Source organism: Mycobacterium uberis (genome assembly GCF_003408705.1).
GTDB classification, from domain to species: Bacteria; Actinomycetota; Actinomycetes; order Mycobacteriales; family Mycobacteriaceae; genus Mycobacterium; species Mycobacterium uberis.
In genome coordinates this window covers 18240-44952 of record NZ_QAYL01000006.1, presented here as the reverse complement: position 1 = coordinate 44952, position 26713 = coordinate 18240, and the positions used below count along the sequence as shown (strand labels likewise).

General features: G+C 58.0%; 16 protein-coding genes and 6 pseudogenes. 18 read left to right on the top strand and 4 right to left on the bottom strand.

What is annotated here, in order from left to right:
• Positions 1 to 98 precede the first annotated feature (98 nt).
• The 3 genes and pseudogenes from MUBE_RS04605 to rplL all read left to right on the top strand — a co-directional run bounded on the left by MUBE_RS04605 (position 99) and on the right by rplL (position 2218).
• A pseudogene (locus tag MUBE_RS04605) lies at positions 99 to 986 on the top strand (ROK family protein).
• A 275-nt stretch (positions 987 to 1261) separates the two neighbouring features.
• On the top strand, positions 1262 to 1795 hold the full coding sequence (gene rplJ, locus MUBE_RS04600) for a 50S ribosomal protein L10 (RefSeq protein WP_116539664.1): 534 nt from the start codon (positions 1262 to 1264) through the stop codon (positions 1793 to 1795).
• 33 nt (positions 1796 to 1828) lie between these two features.
• A complete protein-coding gene (gene rplL / locus MUBE_RS04595; protein ID WP_116539663.1) occupies positions 1829 to 2218 on the top strand; it encodes a 50S ribosomal protein L7/L12 in 390 nt (129 codons plus the stop codon).
• A 447-nt stretch (positions 2219 to 2665) separates the two neighbouring features.
• On the opposite strand, the gene MUBE_RS17180 is transcribed toward rplL, so the two are convergent.
• Positions 2666 to 2920 (bottom strand): TetR family transcriptional regulator, encoded by a 255-nt coding sequence (locus MUBE_RS17180; RefSeq protein ID WP_243632823.1) that lies wholly within the window; start codon positions 2918 to 2920, stop codon positions 2666 to 2668.
• A 304-nt stretch (positions 2921 to 3224) separates the two neighbouring features.
• Between MUBE_RS17180 and MUBE_RS19310 the strand changes: the two genes are divergently transcribed.
• Positions 3225 to 3359, top strand: coding sequence for a hypothetical protein (locus tag MUBE_RS19310; RefSeq protein WP_341537694.1), 135 nt, complete (start codon positions 3225 to 3227; stop codon positions 3357 to 3359).
• Complete coding sequence (locus tag MUBE_RS19305) at positions 3346 to 3513, top strand: hypothetical protein (protein WP_341537693.1); 168 nt, start codon at positions 3346 to 3348, stop codon at positions 3511 to 3513. The genes MUBE_RS19310 and MUBE_RS19305 overlap by 14 nt, the downstream gene beginning before the upstream one ends.
• Positions 3514 to 4374: 861 nt before the next feature.
• Here MUBE_RS19305 and MUBE_RS19300 read toward each other — a convergent pair.
• Complete coding sequence (locus tag MUBE_RS19300) at positions 4375 to 4506, bottom strand: hypothetical protein (RefSeq protein WP_341537692.1); 132 nt, start codon at positions 4504 to 4506, stop codon at positions 4375 to 4377.
• 209 nt (positions 4507 to 4715) lie between these two features.
• Here MUBE_RS19300 and MUBE_RS04580 point away from each other — a divergent pair, with 209 nt between their 5' ends.
• The 8 genes and pseudogenes from MUBE_RS04580 (at position 4716) to MUBE_RS04545 (ending at position 18644) form a co-directional block, all read left to right on the top strand.
• Positions 4716 to 5726, top strand: coding sequence for an ABC transporter ATP-binding protein (locus MUBE_RS04580; RefSeq protein WP_116539662.1), 1011 nt, complete (start codon positions 4716 to 4718; stop codon positions 5724 to 5726).
• Between the two features lie 457 nt (positions 5727 to 6183).
• Positions 6184 to 9705 carry a DNA-directed RNA polymerase subunit beta gene (gene rpoB, locus MUBE_RS04575; protein WP_116539800.1) on the top strand — a complete coding sequence of 1174 codons (3522 nt, stop codon included), beginning with the start codon at positions 6184 to 6186 and terminating at the stop codon, positions 9703 to 9705.
• Between the two features lie 48 nt (positions 9706 to 9753).
• Entirely contained in the window at positions 9754 to 13704 is a 3951-nt protein-coding gene (locus MUBE_RS04570) for a DNA-directed RNA polymerase subunit beta' (RefSeq protein ID WP_116539661.1), read from the top strand.
• Positions 13705 to 14018: 314 nt separating this feature from the next.
• Positions 14019 to 14777, top strand: a complete 759-nt coding sequence (locus MUBE_RS04565) for a deoxyribonuclease IV (RefSeq protein WP_116539660.1) — start codon at positions 14019 to 14021, stop codon at positions 14775 to 14777.
• 127 nt (positions 14778 to 14904) lie between these two features.
• Positions 14905 to 16268: pseudogene (locus MUBE_RS19905) on the top strand (acyl-CoA dehydrogenase family protein).
• An 85-nt stretch (positions 16269 to 16353) separates the two neighbouring features.
• Positions 16354 to 17306 (top strand): annotated as a pseudogene (locus MUBE_RS04555) (crotonase/enoyl-CoA hydratase family protein).
• Between the two features lie 24 nt (positions 17307 to 17330).
• Positions 17331 to 17871, top strand: a pseudogene (locus tag MUBE_RS17150) (PaaX domain-containing protein, C- domain protein).
• A pseudogene (locus tag MUBE_RS04545) lies at positions 17868 to 18644 on the top strand (crotonase/enoyl-CoA hydratase family protein). The pseudogenes MUBE_RS17150 and MUBE_RS04545 overlap by 4 nt, the downstream one beginning before the upstream one ends.
• A 14-nt stretch (positions 18645 to 18658) precedes the next feature.
• Here MUBE_RS04545 and MUBE_RS04540 read toward each other — a convergent pair.
• The gene (locus MUBE_RS04540) at positions 18659 to 19117 is read right to left on the bottom strand and encodes a DUF3060 domain-containing protein (protein WP_243632865.1); all 459 of its coding nucleotides are present in this window, start codon (positions 19115 to 19117) and stop codon (positions 18659 to 18661) included.
• Between the two features lie 94 nt (positions 19118 to 19211).
• Entirely contained in the window at positions 19212 to 19589 is a 378-nt protein-coding gene (locus MUBE_RS04535) for a DUF3060 domain-containing protein (protein WP_116539658.1), read from the bottom strand.
• A gap of 131 nt (positions 19590 to 19720) precedes the next feature.
• Here MUBE_RS04535 and MUBE_RS04530 point away from each other — a divergent pair.
• The 5 genes and pseudogenes from MUBE_RS04530 (at position 19721) to tuf (ending at position 26678) form a co-directional block, all read left to right on the top strand.
• A pseudogene (locus tag MUBE_RS04530) lies at positions 19721 to 20283 on the top strand (TetR/AcrR family transcriptional regulator).
• A gap of 2042 nt (positions 20284 to 22325) precedes the next feature.
• On the top strand, positions 22326 to 22700 hold the full coding sequence (gene rpsL / locus MUBE_RS04515; RefSeq protein WP_116539655.1) for a 30S ribosomal protein S12: 375 nt from the start codon (positions 22326 to 22328) through the stop codon (positions 22698 to 22700).
• Complete coding sequence (gene rpsG, locus MUBE_RS04510; RefSeq protein WP_116539654.1) at positions 22700 to 23170, top strand: 30S ribosomal protein S7; 471 nt, start codon at positions 22700 to 22702, stop codon at positions 23168 to 23170. The genes rpsL and rpsG overlap by 1 nt, the downstream gene beginning before the upstream one ends.
• A 94-nt stretch (positions 23171 to 23264) precedes the next feature.
• The gene (gene fusA / locus MUBE_RS04505) at positions 23265 to 25373 is read left to right on the top strand and encodes an elongation factor G (RefSeq protein WP_116539653.1); all 2109 of its coding nucleotides are present in this window, start codon (positions 23265 to 23267) and stop codon (positions 25371 to 25373) included.
• A gap of 114 nt (positions 25374 to 25487) precedes the next feature.
• The gene (tuf, locus tag MUBE_RS04500) at positions 25488 to 26678 is read left to right on the top strand and encodes an elongation factor Tu (RefSeq protein ID WP_116539652.1); all 1191 of its coding nucleotides are present in this window, start codon (positions 25488 to 25490) and stop codon (positions 26676 to 26678) included.
• The last annotated feature ends 35 nt before the right edge of the window (positions 26679 to 26713 follow it).

Sequence of the window (26713 nt, the reverse complement as noted above, 5' to 3'; positions counted from 1 at the left end):
GACGTGCACGCCGGGTCAGCTGATTCCGCTGGCCTCCGGCTATGAGCATCCCGGCGACCCGCGGCAATCCGACCGTACCCATTGGCATTGGGCGATCCATGCTCGCGCTCTGTCTCGACATTGGCGGCATGAAGGTCGCCGCTGGCTTGGCTGATCTTGGTGGCGTGTTGGTGCACACCGTCATTCGTCGTATCCTGGTTGATGGCGGAGCGGAACAGGTCTGGAACGTGATCGCCGGTACGTTATGCGCCGCCTACGATGTGGTTTCTGCGGTGGTATCCGCCTCGGCCGGCCTCGTCAACCTGCACAGCGGGCACGTCAGCCCGATCAATACTGGCTGTTGGCGCGGCTTCCCGCTGTGCGACAGCGGTCGCTGTCGCGATGCCGAGTGTGCCAGTACAACTCGGTGGCGACGGTGTGTATACGTTAGGTGAGTATTGGCGTGGAACCGGACGAGATGCGCGCTTCATGTTCGGGTGTGGTGATGTGTATTAGGCGTCAGTGGCGGCTTTGTACTGGACGATGTCCTTTTGCTGCTTGTAGTGATGATACCGGTTTATGTCGTCGTCGAACCAAATGGTTAGCGGTGTACGTGCAATGCTCGAGACTGCGTCAAGACCGTAGCTGTAGGCCCGTCGATGGTTTGGTGGGTTCGCGTCAACGGCTGGTCTGCGGTCCCCGGCGCTGACGCCAGAGAGCTGGCCGATGCGGCAGCGGCCGGCGATGCAGTGGCGGTGCGGGCTTTCCATCGAGGCGCTACCGAACTCGCGAGGACGATCGTCTCGGTTTTGGTGGTATGTGCTTTAGGATTCGTTATATGCGGCGTCGCTCAATCCGGTCGGTTGCTCTTGGACCCACTATGCGCGGCGTTGGACGACTACGCCCGTCTAGATTTTATAGCTGGGCTTCAGGTGGTGCCGGCCGAGCTCGGTAGCGAGAGGCTGGTCTGGTCAGGTGTCGCCAGGCTCGTGGTACTACAGCGCTAATCATGCGTGGTCAGACTACCGCGCGAATGTTTTGGCTGATGCTAGGGCGTCGCGCTATCGTGGTTGCCGATCCACCGAAGACCGTCGGTTACCGAAGAATCGGTTGAAGGTCCGGAAGTGTACCGGGCGGCCCGCGCAGGAGGACGAGGTATTATGCGTTGGCGTGTGCCAGCGTGTTTCAACGCCCCGACCGCTTTCTGCGCCGGGGCGTTCGTCATTCCCAGGTGATCGCAGAAGCTAAGTCGTAACTCGACTTTCACCTCGAGGAGGCATGCGTGGCCAAGGCTGACAAAGCTACCGCCGTTGCAGACATTGCCGAACAATTCAAGGCTGCAACGGCAGCGTTGATTACCGAATACCGCGGCTTGACGGTGGCCAACTTGGCTGAGCTGCGTCTGTCTCTGACGGGTGCAGCCAACTACGCAGTGGCCAAGAACACGCTCATTAAGCAAGCGGTCTCAAAGGCCGGTATCGAGGGCCTCGACGAGCTATTCACGGGACCGACGGCGATCGCGTTCGTCACTGGTGAGCCGGTCAACGCCGCCAAGGCTATCAAGACGTTCGCCAAGGAACACAAGGCGCTGGTGATCAAGGGTGGCTACATGGACGGTCACCCGTTGACTGTCGCCGAAATCGATCGCATCGCCGACCTTGAGTCTCGTGAGGTGTTGCTCGCCAAACAGGCCGGCGCGATGAAGGGTAACCTCGCCAAGGCGGCCGCACTGTTTAATACGCCTGCCTCGCAGCTGGCAAGGCTCGCCGCTGCACTGCAGGAAAAAAAAGCCTCCGAACCGGCCCTAGCCGAATAATCAAGCACCAGAAATCAAGGAAGGACTCTCGCCATGCCAAAGCTCTCTAGCGACGAACTGCTAGATGCATTCAAGGAAATGACCCTGATGGAGCTCTCGGACTTCGTTAAAAAGTTCGAGGAGACCTTCGAGGTAACCGCGGCCGCTCCGGTTGCTGTTGCCGCTGCTGGTGCACCTGTGGCTGTGGCCAGCGAGGTCACCGAAGAACAGTCCGAGTTTGACGTCATTCTCGAAAGCGCTGGCGACAAGAAAATCGGCGTCATCAAGGTTGTCCGCGAGATCGTCTCTGGCCTTGGCCTCAAGGAGGCCAAGGACCTGGTCGACGGCGCGCCTAAGCCGCTGTTGGAGAAGGTCGTCAAAGAGGCCGCCAACGATGCCAAAGTTAAGCTTGAGGCCGCTGGTGCCACCGTAAGCGTCAAGTAGATCGATTCACGAAAACCCTGGGAACCTGCGCTAGGCCTGGAGTTCGCGTGTGCTCAGCCCATATCGGCCGCCGAGTGTTGTGAGTGCTACATACGCTTAGATGAATCTCCCAAAGCAACAAGCAGATTCAAGGTCATCAATTCAAGCACCGGCTCGACGGAAGCACGGAAGCGTGGTCGTTACGATAATACTCAGCCAACTCCAGCATAGTGGGCCGGTGTTACAACTGCCTAGAATTGGTCTGCTGTAACGAGGACTAACTTGTCGTCATTTGTCGAAACCTAAGGTGATTCGTCCCGCCTGCATTGACTGGTATACCGTTCGCACCACATGGGTGAAGGTGGGCTAGGTGCTGCTCGATCTCGGTTACCTTGCTGTGCCAAGACCGTTATTCGCGTGCGCGTTGATGCCGTGTGCAACGGGTGTTTTCGAACATCAGGAGGTACGTTATGCGGTCGCTCGCTGGCATAGTGGTGGTACGCAGAGCCGATGGCGAACAGATCGGTAACTGGGTCGGTTGGTCTGCGGCACCAAAAAGGGTGGCGTTGAACTGCCGCAAGCCCTCCTCGGCGAGACGTGCGCATAACCACTGAAATGGGTGTGCACTGCCGTCGTCGAGGTGCCAGCCGCGCCGACCACCTTCTGGGTCTGCAGCGCATCGGGCCCATGGCCGTCGAGCAGCTCGACGGTGGTGTGCAGCACTCATCACGAACACTGCTTCCGCAGCTTTGGAGTCCTAATCCGAGGAAATCCTGGCCATCTTAATCTCATCCGAAGTGTACATCATCATAATACGTACGTCATTCAGGATAACTGTCGAAATAACGATATTTAGATAGAATATAGAGTTCAGTTATGATTTTCGGGTAAATCGCCGAATCCCAGAACCTGTACTTTGAAGGCTTCTTGGCGCCGGTTTCCGCCGAAGTGATCGCGATCAATCTTGAGGTCGATGCGGCGTGGTAGTAATGGTTCATTGGCGACGGCATGGGCACGAGGTTGCGCTGTGCGACGGGAAAGTTTGCTGGTACCGCAACCGCTGGGTCCGCAGCCCGGCATCTGTGCCGACCTCGACGAGCAGCTGCCCGGCCGGCTCGACCCGTGGGCAGGCGGTAAGCTGGGCCTCGGTGCCACCAGTTAACGTGCTGACTCCCGGCGGAAAGACCCTGGAGCTCGTCGACGGTGGGGTCGCCAACTACGAACTCACCGCTGACCTGGACACCATCGGAACATGCGATTTCGACGACACCCTGACAGGATGGCTACACCGTGCATCCGCAACATTCGCACCGTGATCCGCGTATCGGCGCATTTCTATGCGGTATCCTAATCCTATTATCGCTTACCGCGCGGAGGATCGTGCAGTACTCGGTAATCGGCATCCAGGGACGCGCGCCCGACCGTTGACATCGAGGTGTCTGGAGTCACCGACGATGCATGATTTTTTTGCTGGCCGACAAGTACATGATGTTCTACGATCTGTTGGTTATGTTCGACCCAGCGTCAGTGCTGCACGCGGCTGTGCCAAGCTGGCTGCAACTGTCCGCCCGGGCTGGTGCTGCAGTCGGTGATCGGATGAGTTCCGGATCCTCAGTCCGGTCGTGGTGTTAGCCAATCGTTATTACGCGTCGCATAGTTGGTCTGTCGTACGCGTATAACCCGGACTATCCGGCGCGCTTCGGCGTCATGTCTCGCGAGGCCGGTGATACTGCCGCAGGCAAAGCCGACCTCTAAATTCCGATAGTTCGACATCGAACTTTGCTACGTCTCACGTCCGCTTAACGCTTACTACGCAATCTGGGCGGGGGCCAAGGTGCTTGGTGCTTGACGTGGTGCACTACATGGATGGATGTTCGACTACAACCAGCGCGGGTCCGGTGAGAGCTTACCCACCCTGGACCGCTAGACGAACAACCTGACGACCGGCGCATTCGGCGCCGAATGCCGCCACGACCGGTCGCAGGTGTTTCTCCAGATCAACGAGATCCTAACCGGCGAGCGGCACCGTTTCGGCTACACCGTCGGCGTCGACGGCGGGCTTGTCGTGGAGGACGAGATGGCGACGTCTCTCTACAAGCACGATTATATTGAAATGGATCCAGCGAAGTCGCGGTGCTTGGCCCTAGATCTAACTCATCGGCGAGATGTTCTTCGCGCTAAACCTGGGTGTTGTCGCCGAAGACGACGGTGTCCTGATGGGCTTGAGATATCATCGCGGTCGCTACGAGGGCCAGTTGTTGCTCGATGCCAAGATTCTCGAATCGGTCGCTACGGTACGTCTGTTCCAACGGGTACCCATGGCTTTCAGGGAAACCGGGTGCCGAGTGTCTGACTCGGCGCTGCTACGGTCTTCCCGGCGTTGCCGGGGTAAATTTGGCTGCATCGCTTTTTCGTGGCGCTGTGCAACCGTGATATGCCGCCTCAGGCGTGCGCTACAGTGACTTGTACCACACAAAAGGGCAGGTGGCAGCCATTTACCAGCGACGGAAGGATTCCCATGGGCGTTGCGATCGAGGTGAAGGGGCTAACCAAGTCCTTTAGATCCTCGAGGATTTGGGAAGACGTCACGCTTGAAATCCCCGCCGGAGAGATCAGTGTGTTGCTCGGGCCGTCGGGTACCGGCAAATCCGTGTTCTTGAAGTCTCTCATTGGGCTACTGCGGCCGGAACGCGGCTCGATCTTCATCGATGGCACTGACATCATCGAATGCTCGGCCAAGGAACTCTACGAGATCCGCACACTGTTCGGTGTGCTATTCCAGGACGGCGCGTTGTTCGGCTCAATGAACCTCTTCGACAACACCGCGTTTCCGTTGCGTGAGCACACCAAGAAAAAGGAAAGCGAGATCCGTGACATCGTCATGGAGAAGCTGCAGATGGTTGGTCTCGGTGGGGACGAGAAGAAGTTCCCCGGCGAGATCTCCGGCGGTATGCGCAAGCGGGCCGGTCTAGCGCGCGCCTTGGTTCTCGACCCGCAGATCATTCTGTGCGACGAGCCCGACTCGGGTTTGGACCCGGTCCGTACCGCCTACCTGAGCCAGTTGATCATGGACATTAACGCCCAGATTGATGCGACCATCCTGATCGTGACGCACAACATCAACATCGCTCGAACGGTGCCCGACAACATGGGCATGTTGTTCCGCAAGCATCTGGTAATGTTCGGCCCCCGTGAGGTGCTGCTCACCAGCGATGAGCCGGTTGTGCGGCAATTCCTTAACGGCCGCCGTATCGGGCCGATCGGGATGTCCGAGGAGAAGGACGAGGCCACCATGGCCGAAGAGGCGGCCTTGCTTGAGGCGGGTCACCACGCGGGTGGCACCGAGGAAATCGAGGGTGTGCCACCACAGATCACCGCGACGCCGGGTATGCCGGAGCGCAAAGCGATCGCGCGTCGCCAAGCCCGGGTGCGCGCGATGTTGCACACCCTGCCCAAGGGCGCCCAGGCGGCGATCCTTGATGATCTCGAGGGCACACACAAGTACCAGGCACATGAATTCGACGGTTAACGGCGATGGCTCGCCGTCTCTGATGGGCGCTTGCCTGTCGGGGTTGTAAGATGTGCTTTGTCCATCCATTGCCACTTGGCGCAACTCGCTTGCGCTGCCCCCTTGACGGCGGAGCCTAAACGGGTCAATCTGTTGGGCAGCATCTGTCCACGGGAAAGTCGATATGCCAGCCAGCGCCGATGCCCGGTGGGCTTGGTTGTTATTGGGTAGTTGAGGAATGCGCCGTCCTACGCTATTGTTAGACTTTGCGCTGGCTACTTCCTGCCCATCTCACCCGCTACTTGACACCGTGGTCTTAGCTCGAGCCCTCTTCGTGGCTTAGCTATTTAGGTTGTGTGCGTGAGCTCTGGGTTTGGAGCGTTCGTCGGCCAAACTAACACAATTATCGCGGCAAACCGGCGGACGCCAGCTTTCTGGGGTTCACGTCGAACCGCATGAGGTGCTGGAAGGATGCATCTTGCCAGATTTCGGCCAGAGCAAGACAGAAGTTAGTCCTAACCAGAGTCGCCCCCAAAATTCGTCCAATAACTCCGTGCCCGGAGCACCCAACCGAGTTTCATTTGCCAAGCTCCGCGAACCGCTTGAGGTTCCGGGGTTGCTGGACGTGCAGACTGATTCGTTCGAGTGGTTGATCGGATCGCCGCGTTGGCGTGCAGCGGCCGCCAGCCGCGGCGATCTCAAGCCGGTGGGTGGTCTCGAAGAGGTGCTCTATGAGCTGTCGCCAATTGAGGACTTCTCTGGCTCAATGTTGCTGTCTTTCTCCGATCCCCGGTTCGACGAAGTCAAGGCGCCCGTCGATGAGTGCAAAGACAAGGACATGACGTACGCGGCCCCATTGTTTGTCACGGCCGAGTTCATCAACAACAACACCGGTGAGATCAAGAGCCAGACGGTGTTTATGGGCGACTTCCCGATGATGACCGAGAAGGGCACCTTCATCATCAACGGGACCGAGCGTGTCGTCGTTAGCCAGCTGGTGCGCTCGCCTGGCGTGTACTTCGACGAGACCATCGACAAGTCGACCGAGAAGACGCTGCACAGCGTCAAGGTGATTCCCAGTCGCGGTGCTTGGCTAGAATTCGATGTCGACAAACGCGACACCGTGGGTGTGCGCATCGACCGCAAGCGCCGGCAACCCGTCACGGTGCTGCTCAAGGCGTTGGGTTGGACCGGCGAGCAGATCACCGAACGTTTCGGTTTTTCCGAGATCATGATGTCGACGCTAGAGAAGGACAACACCGTCAGCACCGATGAAGCGCTGCTGGACATCTACCGTAAGTTACGCCCGGGCGAGCCACCGACCAAGGAGTCTGCTCAGACGCTGTTGGAGAACCTGTTCTTCAAGGAGAAGCGCTACGATCTGGCCAGGGTTGGTCGTTACAAGGTCAACAAGAAGCTCGGGTTGATCGGCAAGTCGACCGAGTTGTCCTTAACCACACTGACCGAGCAGGACGTTGTCGCCACCATAGAATACCTGGTCCGCCTGCATGAGGGTCAGTCGACGATGACCGTTCTCGGTGGCGTCGAGGTGCCGGTGGAAACGGACGACATCGACCACTTTGGCAACCGCCGGCTGCGTACGGTCGGTGAGTTGATCCAGAACCAGATCCGCGTCGGCATGTCCAGGATGGAGCGCGTCGTCCGGGAGCGGATGACGACCCAGGACGTCGAGGCGATCACGCCCCAGACCCTGATCAACATTCGGCCGGTGGTCGCTGCGATCAAGGAGTTTTTCGGTACCAGCCAGCTCTCTCAGTTTATGGACCAGAACAACCCGTTGTCGGGTCTGACCCATAAGCGTCGCCTGTCGGCGCTGGGTCCCGGTGGCCTGTCGCGTGAGCGGGCCGGGTTAGAGGTTCGTGACGTGCACCCGTCGCACTACGGCCGGATGTGCCCGATCGAGACCCCGGAGGGGCCTAACATCGGCCTGATCGGTTCGCTGTCGGTGTACGCACGGGTCAACCCGTTTGGATTTATCGAGACGCCGTACCGCAAGGTGGTTGACGGTGTGGTCAGCGACGAGATCGAATACCTGACTGCCGACGAGGAAGACCGCCACGTCGTGGCACAGGCCAACTCGCCGATCGGCAAGGATGGCCGATTCTTCGAGCCGCGCGTCCTGGTCCGCCGCAAGGGGGGCGAGGTCGAGTACGTTCCCTCGTCCGAGGTGGACTATATGGACGTCTCACCACGCCAGATGGTGTCGGTGGCCACCGCGATGATCCCGTTCCTCGAGCACGACGACGCCAACCGTGCCCTGATGGGTGCCAACATGCAGCGCCAGGCGGTTCCGTTGGTGCGCAGCGAGGCACCGCTGGTGGGCACCGGCATGGAGTTGCGCGCCGCGATCGATGCTGGCGACGTAGTCGTCGCCGAGAAGTCCGGGGTTATCGAGGAGGTCTCCGCTGACTACATCACCGTGATGGTCGACGATGGCACCCGGCGGACCTACCGGATGCGTAAGTTCGCGCGGTCCAACCATGGCACCTGCGCAAACCAGTCCCCGATTGTGGATGCGGGGGACCGGGTTGAGGCCGGTCAGGTCATTGCTGACGGTCCGTGCACCGAGAACGGTGAAATGGCGTTGGGCAAGAACCTGTTGGTGGCGATCATGCCATGGGAGGGTCACAACTACGAGGACGCGATTATCCTTTCCAACCGCTTGGTTGAAGAGGACGTGCTCACCTCGATTCACATCGAAGAGCATGAGATCGACGCCCGCGATACCAAGCTCGGCGCTGAGGAGATCACCCGGGACATCCCGAATGTTTCCGATGAGGTGCTCGCCGACTTGGATGAGCGGGGCATCGTCCGGATCGGTGCTGAAGTTCGTGACGGCGACATCTTGGTCGGCAAGGTCACCCCGAAGGGGGAGACCGAATTGACACCGGAAGAGCGGTTGCTACGGGCGATTTTCGGCGAAAAGGCCCGCGAGGTCCGTGATACATCGCTGAAGGTGCCGCACGGTGAATCCGGCAAGGTGATCGGCATTCGGGTGTTCTCCCGCGAGGATGATGACGAATTGCCCGCCGGCGTCAATGAGTTGGTCCGGGTCTACGTCGCTCAGAAGCGCAAGATCTCCGATGGTGACAAGCTGGCTGGGCGGCACGGCAATAAGGGTGTGATCGGCAAGATCCTGCCCGCCGAGGACATGCCGTTCCTGCCGGACGGCACTTCGGTGGACATCATCCTCAACACTCATGGGGTGCCGCGACGGATGAACATCGGTCAGATCCTGGAAACCCACCTTGGGTGGGTGGCCAAGTCTGGTTGGAAGATCGACGTGACCAGCGGTATGCCAGATTGGGCGGCCAACTTGCCTGAGGAATTGCTGCACGCCGAGCCCAACCAGATCGTGTCGACCCCGGTGTTTGACGGTGCCAAGGAAGAGGAGTTGCAGGGTCTGCTTTCCTCGACGTTGCCCAACCGCGACGGCGACGTTATGGTGGGCGGCGACGGCAAGGCGGTGCTCTTTGATGGACGCAGTGGTGAGCCTTTCCCGTATCCAGTGACGGTTGGCTACATGTACATCATGAAGCTGCACCACTTAGTAGATGACAAGATCCACGCCCGCTCCACCGGCCCATACTCAATGATCACCCAGCAACCTTTGGGGGGTAAGGCGCAATTCGGTGGTCAGCGATTCGGTGAGATGGAGTGCTGGGCCATGCAGGCCTACGGCGCAGCTTACACGTTGCAGGAGCTGTTGACCATCAAGTCCGACGATACCGTCGGTCGGGTCAAAGTGTACGAGGCGATCGTCAAGGGCGAGAACATCCCAGAGCCGGGGATCCCAGAGTCGTTCAAGGTGCTGCTCAAGGAGCTGCAGTCGCTGTGCCTCAACGTGGAGGTGCTGTCGTCTGACGGTGCGGCGATCGAGCTGCGCGAAGGTGAGGATGAGGACCTCGAGCGTGCAGCAGCAAACCTCGGGATTAACCTGTCCCGCAACGAATCTGCGTCCGTAGAAGATCTGGCTTAGCGGACTTGGCATTGTTGTCACTACACCCGCAAGGGGAAAGGGAGTTACGTGCTAGACGTCAACTTCTTCGATGAACTCCGTATCGGCCTGGCTACCGCGGAAGACATCCGTCAGTGGTCCTACGGCGAGGTGAAGAAGCCAGAGACCATCAACTACCGCACGCTCAAGCCGGAGAAGGACGGCCTGTTTTGCGAGAAGATCTTCGGACCAACTCGCGATTGGGAGTGTTACTGTGGCAAATACAAGCGCGTGCGTTTCAAAGGCATCATCTGCGAACGCTGTGGTGTCGAGGTAACTCGCGCCAAGGTGCGTCGTGAGCGGATGGGTCACATCGAGCTGGCCGCACCGGTCACGCATATCTGGTACTTCAAGGGTGTGCCTTCGCGCCTGGGCTATTTGCTCGATTTGGCCCCGAAGGACCTTGAGAAGATCATCTACTTCGCCGCGTACGTGATCACCACGGTTGACGAGGAGATGCGGCACAACGAGCTGTCGACGCTTGAGGCTGAAATGCTGGTGGAGCGTAAGGCCGTTGAGGGCCAGCGCGACGCTGACCTGGAAGCTCGTGCTCAGAAGCTAGAGGCTGACCTGGCTGAGCTGGAGGCCGAAGGCGCCAAGGCGGACGCCAGACGCAAGGTCCGGGATAGCGGTGAGCGCGAGATGCGCCAGCTCCGCGAGCGCGCGCAGCGTGAGCTGGACAGGCTGGAAGATATCTGGAACACCTTCATCAAGCTAGCTCCCAAGCAGCTGATCGTTGACGAGAACCTCTACCGTGAGCTGGTCGACCGCTATGGCGAGTACTTCACTGGCGCCATGGGCGCGGAGTCAATTCAGAAACTGATGCAGAACTTCGACATTGAGGCTGAGGCCGAGTCGTTGCGCGAAGTGATTCGAAATGGCAAGGGGCAAAAGAAGCTTCGCGCTTTAAAGCGACTGAAGGTGGTCGCTGCCTTCCAGCAGTCAGGCAACTCGCCCATGGGCATGGTGCTCGACTCTGTTCCGGTCATCCCGCCGGAGTTGCGTCCGATGGTGCAGCTCGACGGTGGCCGGTTTGCCACGTCCGATCTGAACGACCTGTACCGCCGGGTGATTAACCGCAACAACCGGCTGAAAAGGCTCATCGATCTGGGTGCGCCTGAGATCATCGTCAATAACGAGAAGCGGATGCTGCAGGAGTCCGTGGACGCGCTGTTCGACAATGGCCGCCGGGGAAGACCTGTTACCGGGCCGGGTAACCGTCCACTCAAGTCGCTGTCTGATCTGCTCAAGGGCAAGCAGGGCCGGTTCCGGCAGAACCTGCTCGGTAAGCGTGTCGACTATTCGGGCCGCAGCGTCATCGTGGTCGGCCCGCAGCTCAAGCTGCACCAGTGTGGGCTGCCCAAACTGATGGCACTGGAGTTGTTTAAGCCGTTCGTGATGAAGCGGCTGGTTGACCTCAACCACGCGCAAAACATCAAGAGCGCTAAGCGCATGGTGGAGCGGCAGCGGCCCCAGGTGTGGGATGTGCTCGAGGAGGTCATCGCTGAGCATCCGGTGTTGTTGAACCGTGCACCTACTCTGCACCGGTTGGGTATCCAGGCTTTCGAACCAATGCTTGTAGAGGGCAAGGCTATTCAGTTGCACCCGCTAGTTTGTGAGGCGTTTAACGCCGACTTCGATGGTGACCAAATGGCGGTACATCTGCCGCTGAGCGCTGAGGCACAAGCCGAGGCCCGTATTCTGATGCTGTCGAGTAACAACGTCCTCTCGCCTGCTTCTGGTCGCCCGTTGGCTATGCCGCGACTGGATATGGTTACCGGACTGTACTATTTAACCACCGCGGTCGACGGAGACACCGGCGCCTACCAGCCGGCCATCAGGGATCGCCCAGAGTCGGGTGTGTACTCTTCACCGGCCGAAGCGATCATGGCGGTAGACCGCGGGGTACTTTCGGTACGAGCCAAGGTCAAAGTGCGGTTAACCCAGCTGCGTCCGCCGGCTGATATCGAGGCTGAGCGGTTCGGCACCAACGGTTGGCAGCCGGGCGATGCCTGGATGGCTGACACCACGTTGGGTCGTGTGATGTTCAATGAGTTACTGCCGCTTGGGTATCCGTTTGTGAACAAGCAGATGCACAAGAAGGTGCAGGCTGCCATCATTAATGACCTAGCCGAGCGTTACCCGATGATCGTGGTTGCGCAGACCGTCGACAAGCTTAAGGACGCCGGTTTCTACTGGGCGACCCGCAGCGGTGTCACGGTGTCCATGGCGGACGTGTTGGTGCCACCGCGCAAGAAGGAGATTCTTGACCGCTACGAGGACCGTGCGGACAAGGTCGAAAAGCAGTTTCAGCGTGGCGCTTTGAACCATGACGAGCGCAACGAGGCGCTGGTGGAAATCTGGAAGGAAGCCACCGACGAAGTCGGTCAGGCGCTACGGGACCACTACCCGGTCGACAATCCGATCATCACAATTGTCGATTCCGGTGCCACGGGTAACTTCACCCAGACCCGGACGTTGGCTGGCATGAAGGGTTTGGTGACCAACCCGAAGGGTGAGTTCATTCCGCGTCCGGTCAAGTCGTCGTTCCGCGAAGGCCTGACCGTTTTGGAGTACTTCATCAATACACACGGTGCTCGAAAGGGCTTGGCGGACACTGCGTTGCGTACTGCTGACTCGGGGTATCTGACCCGTCGTCTGGTGGACGTGAGCCAGGACGTCATCGTCCGCGAACACGATTGCCAGACCGAGCGAGGTATCATCGTCGAACTGGCCGAGCATACGTCCGACGGCGGCCTGATTCGCGACCCATATATCGAAACCTCGGCGTACGCAAGGACTCTGGGCATTGACGCGGTTGACGAAGCCGGCAACGTTATTGTTGCGCGCGGTGAGGACCTGGGTGACCCTGAAATCGATGCCCTGTTGGCGGCGGGTATAACGCAAGTCAAAGTGCGCTCTGTGCTGACCTGCACTACCGGTACCGGTGTGTGTGCGATGTGCTACGGGCGGTCTATGGCCACCGGCAAGCTGGTCGACATCGGTGAGGCCGTCGGCATCGTTGCGGCTCAGTCCATCGGTGAACCCGGCACGCAGTTGACCATGCGGACTTTCCACCAGGGTGGTGTCGGTGAGGACATCACCGGCGGTCTGCCCCGGGTTCAGGAGCTGTTCGAGGCACGCGTGCCGCGGGGCAAGGCGCCGATCGCTGACGTCACTGGGCGCGTCCACCTCGAGGACGGCGAACGCTTCTACAAGATCATTATCGTTCCCGACGATGGTGGTGAAAAAGTTGTCTACGACAAGCTGTCCAAGCGGCAACGACTGCGGGTGTTCAAGCACGAAGATGGTTCCGAGCGGGTGCTCTCTGACGGTGACCACGTCGAGGTTGGTCAGCAGCTGATGGAAGGCTCCGCCGACCCGCACGAGGTGCTGCGCGTGCAGGGCCCGCGTGAAGTGCAGATCCACCTGGTCCGTGAGGTTCAGGAGGTCTATCGTGCCCAGGGTGTGTCGATCCACGACAAGCACATCGAGGTGATTGTTCGCCAGATGCTGCGCCGGGTTACCATCATTGATTCGGGTTCGACGGAATCCCTGCCCGGTTCGCTGATCGACCGTGCGGAGTTCGAGTCAGAGAACCGCCGGGTAGTGGCTGAGGGTGGCGAGCCTGCCGCTGGCCGTCCGGTACTGATGGGTATCACGAAGGCGTCGTTGGCAACTGACTCGTGGTTGAGTGCGGCATCGTTCCAGGAGACCACGCGGGTGCTGACCGATGCGGCGATCAACTGCCGCAGCGACAAGCTCGACGGTCTGAAGGAGAATGTGATCATCGGTAAGTTAATCCCGGCTGGCACCGGTATCAATCGGTACCGCAATATCGCGGTGCAGCCCACCGAGGAGGCTTGTGCCGCGGCGTATACGATCCCATCCTACGAGGATCAGTACTACAGCCCAGATTTCGGCCAGGCCACTGGTGCTGCCGTTCCGCTGGATGACTATGGCTACAGCGATTACCGTTAGTCGGTAACGCAAGAGCCTCAGGTTTGGCCCGGAGCTCTTGCGTTGTGTCCCCGTATCTGTCACCTCAGCACCAGTCGGAAACCGCCAGTCGATTTGCGAATCTAATAGTGCCGGTAATATTGAATTCGCAAATTGGCTATTGGTTGCCTGCTTGTTGCAGACGGGTGAACGTGCACGACGTCCCAGAAGCAGGCAGGGGCGGCTTGCTTCTCTGCGGTGTGAGCGCTGAGATTGTTCCCGTAGCAGATGAGACAGCTGTGGTCACATCTTGACGGCATCGCTGGACGTTGGTATCCCTCGCTAAGCTGGGTGGCGTGTTTATCGGTTCGCATGTCAGCCCAACCGATCCGCTTGCCGCAGCGGAGGCCGAAGGTGCTGACGTAGTGCAGATTTTCCTCGGTAATCCGCAGAGCTGGAAGGCGCCCAAGCCGCGTAGCGATGCTGCTGTGTTGAAAGCTGCGGCTCTGCCGGTGTATGTGCACGCTCCCTACTTGATCAACGTCGCGTCAGCGAATAACCGCGTGCGGATCCCATCGCGGAAAATCCTGCAGCAGACTTGCGATGCGGCCGCCGATATTGGTGCTGCTGCTGTGATCGTGCACGGTGGGCACGCCGCCGACGACAATGACTTCAAGGATGGTTTCCAACGCTGGCGTAAAGCACTCGACCAACTGCAAACTGACGTTCCAGTGTATATTGAAAACACAGCCGGCGGTGACCACGCGATGGCTCGCCGATTTGATACTATTGCCCGACTCTGGGATGCCATCGGCTATACGGGGATTGGTTTCTGTCTGGACACCTGTCACGCATGGGCGGCTGGCGAGGGGCTGATCCATGCCGTGGATCGCATCAAGGCCATCACCGGCCGGATTGACCTGGTGCACTGTAATGATTCCAAGGATGAAGCGGGCTCGGGTCGCGATCGTCACGCCAACTTGGGTAGTGGCCAGATCGATGTCAGATTGCTTGTAGCAGTCGTCAAAGCAGCGGGTGTGCCGGTGATCTGCGAAACCGCCGAGGAAGGCCGTAAAGACGACATCGCGTTCTTGCGAGAAAAGACCAGTGGCTAAAGCTTGTTGCGTGGCGGCAGCGTTTCATCGTACACGTTGGCGCGCACTATTGGCTCTCTCCGCCAAGCATTCCGGTACGAGTGGTATATGTCTTGTGCAATTGTCGAAGAAATGTAATGTTAGTTGCATGTCAGACACAGATTGTAGTCATCAACCAGGTTTTTCTGCCGACAGACTGTGGACTGACGATTGCCTCAGCGCTAATCGAGACCCTAATCGGCGAGGGTGGTCAATAGGGCCTTGAGAAGGTAAATGTAGGTTAGGGTGGATTCTGCCAAACGGGAAGCCCAGTATTGGGGCGAGTTTGCCGACCACAACTGGCCTGTCCTGCATACCCACCACCGATAGGGCTACGTGCCATGCCGATGAGGTGGAATACGACCTGGCCTACCGCGAGCTGATGCGTACGGCGATTTCCCACGGTATACACGCCGCGCCGGCCTTACCTGGGCGACTGCAAACGGCGATAGCATGTACAGCTTTAGGGGATACAAGTGGGTTCACCTCGATGCCAATGTGCGACATTTTCCTGGCGCTTGCGCAGGGCACCAGTCGGATTGTCGTGTTTTATGTTGCTGTGGATGCTCCCCGATGGCACCCAGTTGGGTGTTTTTGAAGCGAATTCAAGGACAAGCTCGGTAGCTATGCCAACGCCTCGAGTGCAGTTGAATACGACGGTGCCACTGCCTGGTTGGTCGGTCAAGAGGGACGCGGGGGCCAGACCAGGATCCAGATTGTTAACCTCACCCGGTTAGCCTGCAGCGCTGGCCAGCACTAACAATGTGTGCACTGGCCTGATCCACGCTATCCATCACGCCCAGCATCTAAAGGCATTCGGTGCTTAAACTGGTTGATCAGTCATTGATACGCGCCGTGCTGACGACCTGGCCGTCGAGGTTGAAGCTGCTACAATGGCAGCGATACGGATGGTCGGTATTTACCGACAAGGCGGTGCACGAAAACGAGGCAGATGTGCTATTGCGTCGCCTCGGTATGGCTATTAGATGTGTAAGCTGCCTCACCCTGCGTTCTAGCGAAACGCTGGAATGTTTGGACGGCAACGGATACGTGGAAGATTTCGGGATACAGCGACTGTATTGCGAGGCGATGCTGGTTGGCATTTAGGAGGGTTCAGGCAACGTCGGCGCACTAAATACCTCCCGTAGGGTAGCACCTCGACACATTCGGGTCGAGGTGCTACACGGTGAATTGGCTGGATCCGTAAGTCAGGATCCTCGGCTGGACGTCCAGGTTAAGAGGTTGTCGCCACAACTGGCTGACGTTGAAACTCTATAGTACCGCGCTCGCGAGGTTGCTGAGGGCATCTGCCTGGCGTTGCAGGGGTCACTGCTGGTGTGGTACGGGCATCCTGTCGTTGCCGAGGCGTTTTTGGCTACCCAGCTTGACGGTCAGTGGAGCGGGGCGTTCGGCGCACTGCCGATTTGGCCGGATTTAACATCTATCCTCAAACATGTCTTGGCAAAAGGTTGATGATCACGATAACTTGCGCCGATGACAATGCAGAGAGAAGCAATGAAGTGAGGGCACCTTCCGCTTGTGGAGGAGAGCGGCGCCAATGATCCACGCAACCAGGCCAATAGACTTCGACGACCTGAAAACCATGACTTACGAGGCTGCCGACCGGGTTGGGCTGATAACCTTCAATCGGCCGGAGAGTGGCGACGCGATGGTTGCCGATACGCCGCTGAAATCGTTCGCTTTGGTGGACGGTGCCGACGTGGACCCGAACGTGCATGTCATTCTGATATCCGGCCGTGGCGAGGACTTGTGCGCCGGCTTCGACTTGTCCGCCTACGCCAAGGGACAGTCGTCGGCGGACAGCGATAGTGCTTACAAAAGTGCCGTGCTGGATAGCAAGATCTAGGCTATCAACCACTTCGCGAACCAACTGTGGGACCTGACGATCGACTACCAAATGATGGAGTTGGTTCGTGTAAGGGTTCTCTAGCTTGCTATATGCCGACAAGCCGACGATTGTTAAGACCCACGGTTACTGCGTGGCCGGCAGTACCGACATCGAGGTGCACGCTGACCAGGTTATAACCGCTGCCGATACCAAAATTGGCTACCCACCGACGTGGATATGGGAGTTTCCGCTGTCGGCCTGTGGGTTCATCGTCTAGGTTACCAGCGCGCCAAACGTCTTCTGTTCAATGGTGATTGCATCACTGGTGTGCAAGCCACGGAGTGGGATCTGGCGGTCGAAGCGTCGGATCCGTAGGATTTCGACGAGCGCACCGAACGGCTGGTGGTTCGTATCGTCGTGATGCCGATCAACCAGTTGAGCATGGTCAAACTCACGTTCAATTCCGCTCTGCTGAAACAAGGTGTGGTTACCAGCAGGATCGTCAGTACCGTTTTCGACGGAGTCGCGTAACACACGCTTAGGGAGCGCGCCTTCGTTGCCGACGCAATCGAGTATGATTTTGAGATACGATGCGAAATCGCGACGAGCCGTTTGGTGACTACGGTCACCAGGTTTCGCAGGTGTATTTATGCTGGATATGATTGCGCTGATCAGCGGCGCTCAGTGTGTTGTGCAGTGCTCATACTGCGTGGACTACTCCTAGCTGATTGATCAGGCTTAACGTTGATTTCGGTATCGACGAGCTTGTGCTTTGGGTCGTCCTGACCCGTATGGTTATTGCAGGCGACTTAATTTGGTCGACTGACGGCTATCGGCTCTCTGGTCGTTTGCTGATAACCCACCGCTGCCAGGACGACGCGATGCTCCCAGGGATGCGGGGCCGTGGCATGGGTGTTGACTGTAACCAGCGTGGGCACCGATGCTCACAGCCGGTCAGTGTTGCAAAATGCCATGTACAACAAGCGTCTCAGCGAATTCAGTAAAGGGGTATAGATGCGACTGTACAACCTCGGCCTGGACTTGGATCCCGAGGTTGCGGTCCGGGTGCGGATACTTAATGCTTGCGCATGGTAAGCCACTTGCTTACTGACTCGATACTGCTGCCCACTGATTGGTCAGGCGTTCAGCTGCGTGACGCCTATTGACGACTTCGCCACTGAGCTGGCAGGGCGAAGCGAAACAACTCAGTTCACGGAGGCGGCATGACTAATCCGGTACGTGTCGAGCGCAAAGGCCCGGTGACCACAGTGCTCCTCAACCGGCCGGCGGCGCGCAACGCCGTAAACGGCCCGACGGCGGCCGCCCTCTGTGCTGCGTTCGAGGAATTTGACAGCTACGACACCACATCGGTCGCCGTGTTATGGGAAGATGGCGGAACCTTTTGCGCAGGAGTCGATTTGAAGGACTTCGGTACTTCTGAAGCTAATGCCGTGCATCCGAAAGGGCTCGGGTCGATGGGACCCTCGAGGCTGCTGTTGTCCAAACCGGTGATTGCTGCAGTGAGCGGCTACGCCGTTGCTGGGGGTCTGGAGTTAGCCGTGTGGTGTGATTTGCGGGTAGCCGAGGAAGACGCTGTGTTCGGGGTGTTTTGCCGGCGGTGGGGAGTGCCGCTCATTGATGGCGGTACTGTGCGGCTGCCCCGGTTAATCGGGCAGAGCTGGGCGATGGACATGCTTCTCAACGGCCGCGCGGTGGCAGCCAACGAAGCGTTAGCGATCGACTTGGCCAATCGTGTCATACTCAAGGGTCAAGCTAGGCAAGCAGCCTGAGGAACTGGCGGCTCAACTGGCCATGCTCCACAGCAATGTATGCGATCGGATCGTTTGTCGGCGCTGCATCAATGGGGGATTCCAGAATCTACAGCGTTTGACTTCGAGTTTACCAGCATCTCGCGCGTCGCGGCGGAGGCCGCTGAAGGTGCCAGACGGTTCACCACGGGCGCCGGCCACGGCCGGTATGGCGTTCAGGACGGGTCCTGAGGTGAGCGAGCGGGTCATTCGCCCTTGTGGATGGTGTTGCCCGCGCCGATGTTGTCTACCTTCGGGTCACCGTTTTTATATGTGATGGTGTTGTCGAGCCCCAGCACGCTTAGGTGTTGATCGATCTTGTCGAAGATGATCTTGTTATTTGCGCCGCCGATGGTCACCGTTGCGCAGGTGCCGTTGACGGTCAGCGTGTTGCTTGAGCCGGCCACGTTCAATGATTTGCCATCCCCGCAGTCGAACGTGATCGTGGTTCCAAGAGATCCGTAGTTAATGGTGTTGCCGATCTCCACTGAAGCGGTGGTGGGTCCACCAGTCGTCCCTGTCGTCGGTGCGGCTCCGACGCTCGTTGTGGTTATTGCGTTGCTCGTGGTTTTCGTCGAAAGGCCAGTTAGTGGCGGGTTTGCTGTGGAGTTGCAGCTGGTCAGTCCGAAAGTTGTCGGTACGATCGCCAGCGCCAAGGCCAGCATGGCCAGCCCGGATAAGCTATTGATACGGGCGTGCATTGTTCCTCGATTCCGTGGGCTAGGCGTTGGTGTTGGTCGGTGTCGACATGGTGATGAATCAGCTGGGTACCCGCTGCAGTCGGTTGACCATGCCCAGTTCGCGACCGCGGTCCTTGATGAACGGTTCGCCGTTGTGGAAAAACACCGTCTGGTCCCAGCCGTAGACGGTGATGTCGTTGAGCACGGTCTCGGCGATCACGGTGTTGGACGAGCCCATCAACGTAACCGCCCAGCAGGTTCCTTTCGCGGTGACGAAATTAGCCGTGCCATTGACCATCAAGGTAGACTCATTGCAGTCCAAAGTCTGCTTGATGCCCTCACCGGTGACATGGGTGTCGCCGTTTTTGGCGTGTGCGCATGGTGGTCGAGCAGCAGGAATGGTGGCGATCGCCATGACGCAGGTAGCTAGCGACCTGGCGACAGTTGTCCACTTCACGGTGGGCCCCCTTCGCTGTGGAGGGTGTCTGCTGAACTGAGCTTACGTGCATTTGCCCGCTCGTTGGCCGGGTGCCGCCACTTTGCGCCGGTCGCGGCTCTATTGATGAACTAGTCAACTAGAGTTTTTAGTTGAATCCGAAGTGCACCGAAATCGATGACGCACTGACCTTCCTGGACCGGGAGGGCTGGGACTTGCTGACCATCAATGCATTGGCGATCTAACTGGGCACCAAGGGGCCGTCGCGGTATACTCATGTTAATAGCGTGGAGGATTTGTATCGCACCGTGTGGATTCGAGTCATCGACGACATCATCACAATGCTGAGCAGGGTTGACGAGGGTTGTGCCCGTGATGATGCAGTGCTGGTCATGGCTTTGCGCATGTCGTAGCTGTGCTCACCACCACCCCGGTTGGTATTCGGCGTTCACCCCAGATGCCGCTTGGCGGAGAAGAGCCCGAATACACCGCTGCGACGAGGGGTATGGCCGCACCGGTTGATCGCGGTGTTGTCTTTACTACGGCCTCGACGGTGAGGAAGCTTTACTATGCAGCGTTAAGACTCTGGCCAGCACTGCACGGGTTCGTGCTGTTGGAAATGATCAGCGTCATGGATGACGTTGATACGGACGCGGTGTTCTCCGACATGGTGTTGCGGCTGGCTTTGGAGCTATGTAGTATCTTGCAGCGGTAATAGGCTGAGCTAGACGGCAGAAACAGTTTGCTACTATACCATGCTTCCGGCATGCCACGTAAGGACCGTATGCTGCAAAGCGTGCTCTAACTGGAAGTAGGTCCATCAGAAGCTACATTAGAAGCGAGTTTATCCGCTCATCATCTACTGACTTGGTGTGGACGATATCTTCCTCAACTTCGGTTGCGAGGAGGATTCGCCAATGTCTTTGCAATTGGCTGCCTCCTACGAGCCCAATAGGAGCTCTATCCAGCTCTACCATCGCACGGCTACTCAGGCAGATACCAATGGCCAACAGGTCCTGGAGTTCGGTTGCGATCACGACGGCGGAGCTGCATACTTAATGCGCCTTCTACTCGACATCCTCTATCGGAATGGACTTTAACTCAACCGGTGTCACCCTCTGTAAAAAAGTCACCATTTGCCCGGCTTAGATTTCGTGCGAGGAGACGCCCAAGATATGCCTCGCGCCGACAAATCTATCGATGCAGTCGGCATTATCGAATCCTCGACTTAATTATCGACTTACTTACCTTAGTCTTTGTGCTTTTTGTTGAGATGGTGTGCGTGCTGCGGTCTGGAGGGTATTTCCTGTACGCTGACGTCCAACCCCGCACTAGTGTTGCTGTATAGGAGGCGATGTTGGTCGACGTTCCGCTGCAAATGGTTGCGCACAGGGACATCTAGTGCCGAGGTTAGACGTGGGCCGGAGGAAAGTTCGCGGTAGTGGATGGATACGATCAATCGCTGCATGTCTACGTTGCTGTAGCGTTTTGCCCGCGATCTTGTCCCTAGGTGGGCTTTGATCGCTCGTCGTAACCTGGAAAGCCGGGCACTTTAGCCTATTGGATGTATTGCTTCGTTCAAAGACTGAGGTGTTGCCGGGTTCCTGTTGTTGTTTACCAACGTTGATGCGCATGTGCCCTACACTGGCCTTGTCTATGGGTCGGTGCAAGGTACGGTGATGCCGGCTTGATGCTGTCGGCCGTGGCCTGGTGACTTCGTCAAAGAACCCTCTCACCAGTATCTTTATGTGTTTGTACGCATAATTACCTCAGATTATCCCATATTTGTGGGAACCAATCGATTACAATGCTGATAACTTCCCAAACTATGAGGCTGTTTCAATAATTGGGATAGTGAGTTTACGTGTTAAGTTATGTGTTTTGTGTCTAGTAGGCTTACCGGTAGCGTAAAGTGGTCTGGCTAATGGTTATGGTATTTGCTGTCAGCACTTCTCGTGGTGGTCGACCCGGTGCGTGTTGTCGTTGCGCTGCTGTTGCTTTCGCGGCAACGGTCCATGTGTAATTTGCTTGAATGCCGGTTCGGCATCCTAATAGCGATCAGCGCTTTAACTGTCGGGCTATTGCACCAGGGCCAGTCGACCGCACTTTCGCGACTACTGGGTCACTCCCGGGATTTGTTGGATGGCCTGATCGTTCCAAGTAGCGTTTCGTGGTCGGCATGCTTGGCATGACGCCAGCGGTCAAGTGGTTTAGTGGCAGCGCCGCCATCCTGGCCTCGAACGCGAGTATCAGCATGCAGGTCAGTGCGGCTATTGAGTTTATTCTTGTGACGTTTGCGGTCGTATGAGATGCTGTTAGTGGTATATTTGTTTGGTTAAAATCGCTGCAAGCATCAAGCGTTCATGTTGCAGTTGCATAGTTTTGGATACGGCTTCGCCGTTGTAAGGTTTTGTCTGTCTTGTTTACTATCGCGGGAGCTTTTGCAACGGCAAGCAGCCTGGGCGGCACCCGAGCCTGGATGCACGCCGTCGGCCTCGCCGGGCACTCCGGGTTGAGTCGTAGGGTCGCTTTGACCTGCCCAAGGAGAGGCAGGTATTATGATTCCTCATGCCTGGCGGCTTGCAGCGCCTAAAATGTTTAGGGGGCGTGATACCAGAGCCAGTTTGTTATGTCCAGGATGCAACAGATTAGGTCCGGGGCGGGCCATATGTGACGCACCCGATCGCAGGCTACTGCGGTAGGGCCTAGCGGGACTAAGTCAGACTTGCCAACAAACGCAACACAGAAAGCCGGTAGATGCCAACCATTCAGCAGCTGGTCCGCAAGGGCCGCCGGGACAAGATCGGCAAGGTCAAGACCGCGGCTCTGAAGGGTAGCCCGCAGCGTCGTGGTGTTTGCATCCGCGTGTACACCACTACTCCGAAGAAGCCAAACTCGGCGCTTCGCAAGGTTGCCCGCGTGAAGTTGACAAGTCAGGTTGAGGTCACGGCGTATATCCCCGGTGAGGGCCACAACCTGCAGGAGCACTCCATGGTGCTGGTGCGTGGCGGCCGGGTGAAAGATCTGCCTGGTGTGCGTTACAAGATCATTCGCGGTTCGCTTGACACCCAGGGGGTCAAGAACCGCAAACAGGCTCGTAGCCGCTATGGCGCCAAAAAGGAGAAGAGCTGATGCCACGCAAGGGGCCTGCACCCAGGCGTCCGTTGGTCAACGACCCGGTCTATGGATCGCAACTGGTCACTCAGCTGGTGAACAAAATTCTGCTGAAGGGGAAGAAATCGTTGGCCGAACGCATTGTTTATGGTGCGCTCGAGCACGCCCGTGGCAAGACCGGCACCGATCCCGTTATCACGCTCAAACGTGCTCTCGACAACGTTAAGCCCGCTCTTGAAGTGCGTAGCCGTCGTGTCGGCGGTGCGACCTATCAGGTGCCTGTTGAGGTTCGGCCGGACCGATCGACTACGCTGGCCCTGCGTTGGCTCGTCGGCTTTTCGCGGCAACGTCGGGAGAAGACCATGATCGAGCGGCTGGCAAACGAGATCCTGGATGCCAGCAATGGCCTCGGAGCTTCCGTGAAGCGGCGCGAGGATACCCACAAGATGGCCGAGGCAAACCGTGCGTTTGCGCACTATCGTTGGTAAAGGATAGTGCCGCCGGAGGCGGTGACGTCAGCGAGGAGCTGGCGATGCAGACTGGCATCTAAAACCAAGCAACCGAAAGAGTGGGAAGACTTCTGTGGCACAGAAGGACGTGCTGACCGACCTCACCAGGGTCCGCAACATCGGTATCATGGCGCACATCGACGCCGGCAAGACGACGACAACAGAGCGTATTCTTTATTATACCGGTATCAACTATAAGATTGGTGAGGTGCATGATGGTGCAGCTGCCATGGACTGGATGGAGCAGGAGCAAGAACGCGGGATTACCATCACCTCCGCGGCCACCACATGTTTCTGGAATGACAACCAGATCAACATTATTGACACGCCTGGCCACGTTGATTTCACTGTAGAAGTTGAGCGTTCGCTCCGTGTTCTTGATGGCGCCGTCGCGGTTTTTGACGGCAAGGAAGGCGTTGAGCCACAATCCGAGCAGGTCTGGCGACAGGCCGACAAATACGACGTCCCGCGCATCTGCTTCGTCAACAAGATGGACAAGATCGGTGCTGACTTTTACTTTTCGGTTTGCACAATGCAGGAGCGACTGGGCGCTAACGTCATTCCGATCCAGCTGCCGATCGGCTCCGAGGGGGACTTTCAAGGTGTCGTCGACCTGGTTGAAATGAAGGCTAAGGTGTGGAGCGCCGAGACGAAGCTCGGTGAGAAGTACGACATCGTGGACATACCGGCTGATTTGCAGGAAAAGGCCAACGAGTACCGCACCAAGCTGCTCGAAGCTGTCGCGGAAACCGACGAGGCACTGCTGGAAAAATACCTCGGTGGCGAAGAGCTCACGGTCGGAGAGATCAAGGGTGCGATTCGTAAGCTGGCTATTAGTTCGGAAGTATACCCGGTGTTGTGTGGTAGTGCGTTCAGGAACAAAGGCGTCCAGCCAATGCTTGACGCCGTCATCGACTATCTGCCCTCGCCGCTGGACGTGCCACCGGCTATAGGTCACGCATCGGGCAAAGAGGACGAGGAGATCGTCCGCAAGCCGTCGACTGACGAACCATTCTCCGCACTGGCGTTCAAAGTGGCGACGCATGCATTCTTTGGCAAGCTCACCTACGTCCGGGTGTATTCGGGTAAGGTTGATTCCGGCAGCCAAGTAATCAACGCGACCAAGGGTAAGAAGGAGCGTCTGGGCAAGCTGTTCCAGATGCACTCCAACAAGGAAAATCCGGTGGAGACCGCTTCAGCCGGTCATATCTATGCTGTGATCGGCCTCAAAGACACCACCACCGGCGACACGCTGGCCGATCCGAACAACCAGATCGTGCTCGAGTCTATGACTTTCCCCGACCCGGTGATCGAAGTGGCCATTGAGCCGAAAACCAAGAGTGATCAAGAGAAGCTGTCGCTGTCGATCCAGAAGCTCGCGGAAGAGGACCCGACCTTCAAGGTGCACCTGGACTCCGAAACTGGCCAGACCGTGATCGGTGGGATGGGCGAGTTGCATCTGGACATCCTGGTCGACCGGATGCGCCGTGAGTTTAAGGTCGAGGCCAACGTCGGCAAGCCGCAGGTGGCCTACAAGGAAACCATCAGGCGGGTCGTGGAGACCGTCGAATACACTCACAAGAAACAGACCGGTGGCTCGGGCCAGTTTGCCAAGGTCATCATCAAACTCGAACCGTTTACTGGCGGCGAGGACGGTGCGACCTACGAGTTCGAGAACAAGGTTACCGGTGGCCGCATCCCGCGCGAGTACATCCCGTCGGTGGACACCGGTGCACAAGACGCCATGCAGTATGGTGTGCTGGCTGGCTACCCGCTGGTGAACCTGAAGGTCACCCTGCTCGACGGTGCGTACCACGACGTCGACTCGTCGGAAATGGCATTCAAGATTGCTGGTTCGCAGGTGTTGAAAAAGGCTGCCGCGCAAGCACAGCCGGTGATACTGGAACCGATCATGGCCGTTGAGGTCACCACACCCGAAGACTATATGGGCGACGTGATCGGTGACCTGAACTCTCGCCGTGGCCAGATTCAAGCTATGGAGGAGCGCGCCGGCGCACGCGTCGTGAGGGCACACGTGCCACTCTCGGAGATGTTTGGCTATGTCGGAGATCTGCGGTCCAAGACACAAGGCCGGGCGAATTACTCCATGGTGTTTGACTCGTACTCCGAAGTGCCGGCGAACGTGTCAAAGGAGATCATCGCGAAGGTGACGGGCGAGTAGGAGCCGAGCATCGGTAAAAGCCTGTGAGTATGCTGACGCGGTCACTACCACGGCATAACTGAAATTACCAACATTGCTTTTTACAAGCACCAACAAGTCCAGGAGGACACAGAAGTGGCGAAGGCGAAGTTCGAGCGGACGAAGCCGCACGTCAACATCGGGACCATCGGTCATGTTGACCACGGCAAGACCACCCTGACCGCGGCTATTACTAAGGTTCTGCATGATAAGTTCCCCGACTTGAATGAGTCACGCGCCTTCGAGCAGATCGACAACGCGCCCGAGGAGCGTCAGCGCGGTATCACCATCAATATCTCCCACGTGGAGTACCAGACCGAAAAGCGTCACTACGCTCACGTTGATGCCCCGGGGCACGCTGACTACATCAAGAACATGATCACCGGCGCGGCCCAGATGGACGGCGCGATTCTAGTGGTGGCCGCCACCGACGGCCCGATGCCGCAGACCCGTGAGCACGTACTGCTCGCCCGTCAGGTGGGTGTTCCCTATATCCTGGTCGCACTGAACAAGTCCGACGCCGTGGATGATGAGGAACTGCTCGAACTTGTTGAGATGGAGGTCCGCGAGTTGCTGGTTGCTCAGGAGTTCGACGAGGACGCCCCGGTTGTGCGGGTTTCGGCATTGAAGGCGCTCGAGGGTGACGCCAAGTGGGTTGAGTCCGTCGCGCAGTTGATGGATGCTGTCGACGAGTCGATCCCGGATCCAGTCCGCGAGACCGACAAACCGTTCTTGATGCCTGTCGAGGACGTCTTCACTATCACCGGTCGTGGCACCGTGGTCACCGGTCGTGTGGAGCGTGGTGTAGTCGGTGTGAACGAGGAAGTTGAGATCGTCGGGATCCGCTCGACGACTACCAAGACCACCGTTACCGGCGTGGAGATGTTCCGCAAGTTACTCGACCAAGGTCAAGCCGGTGACAACGTTGGTCTACTGCTGCGTGGTATTAAGCGCGAGGATGTCGAGCGTGGCCAGGTCGTCATTAAGCCCGGTACCACCACGCCGCACACTGAGTTCGAGGCCCAAGTCTACATCCTGTCCAAGGACGAGGGCGGCCGGCACACGCCGTTCTTTAACAACTATCGTCCGCAGTTCTACTTCCGCACTACTGACGTGACTGGTGTGGTGACGTTGCCGGAAGGTACCGAGATGGTGATGCCTGGTGACAGCACCAACATCTCGGTGAAACTGATCCAGCCTGTCGCCATGGACGAGGGTCTGCGTTTTGCGATCCGCGAGGGTGGCCGTACCGTTGGCGCTGGTCGGGTCGTCAAGATCATCAAGTAAGTTTTTGCTAGCGCAAAGCCTGAACTGCTGAAATC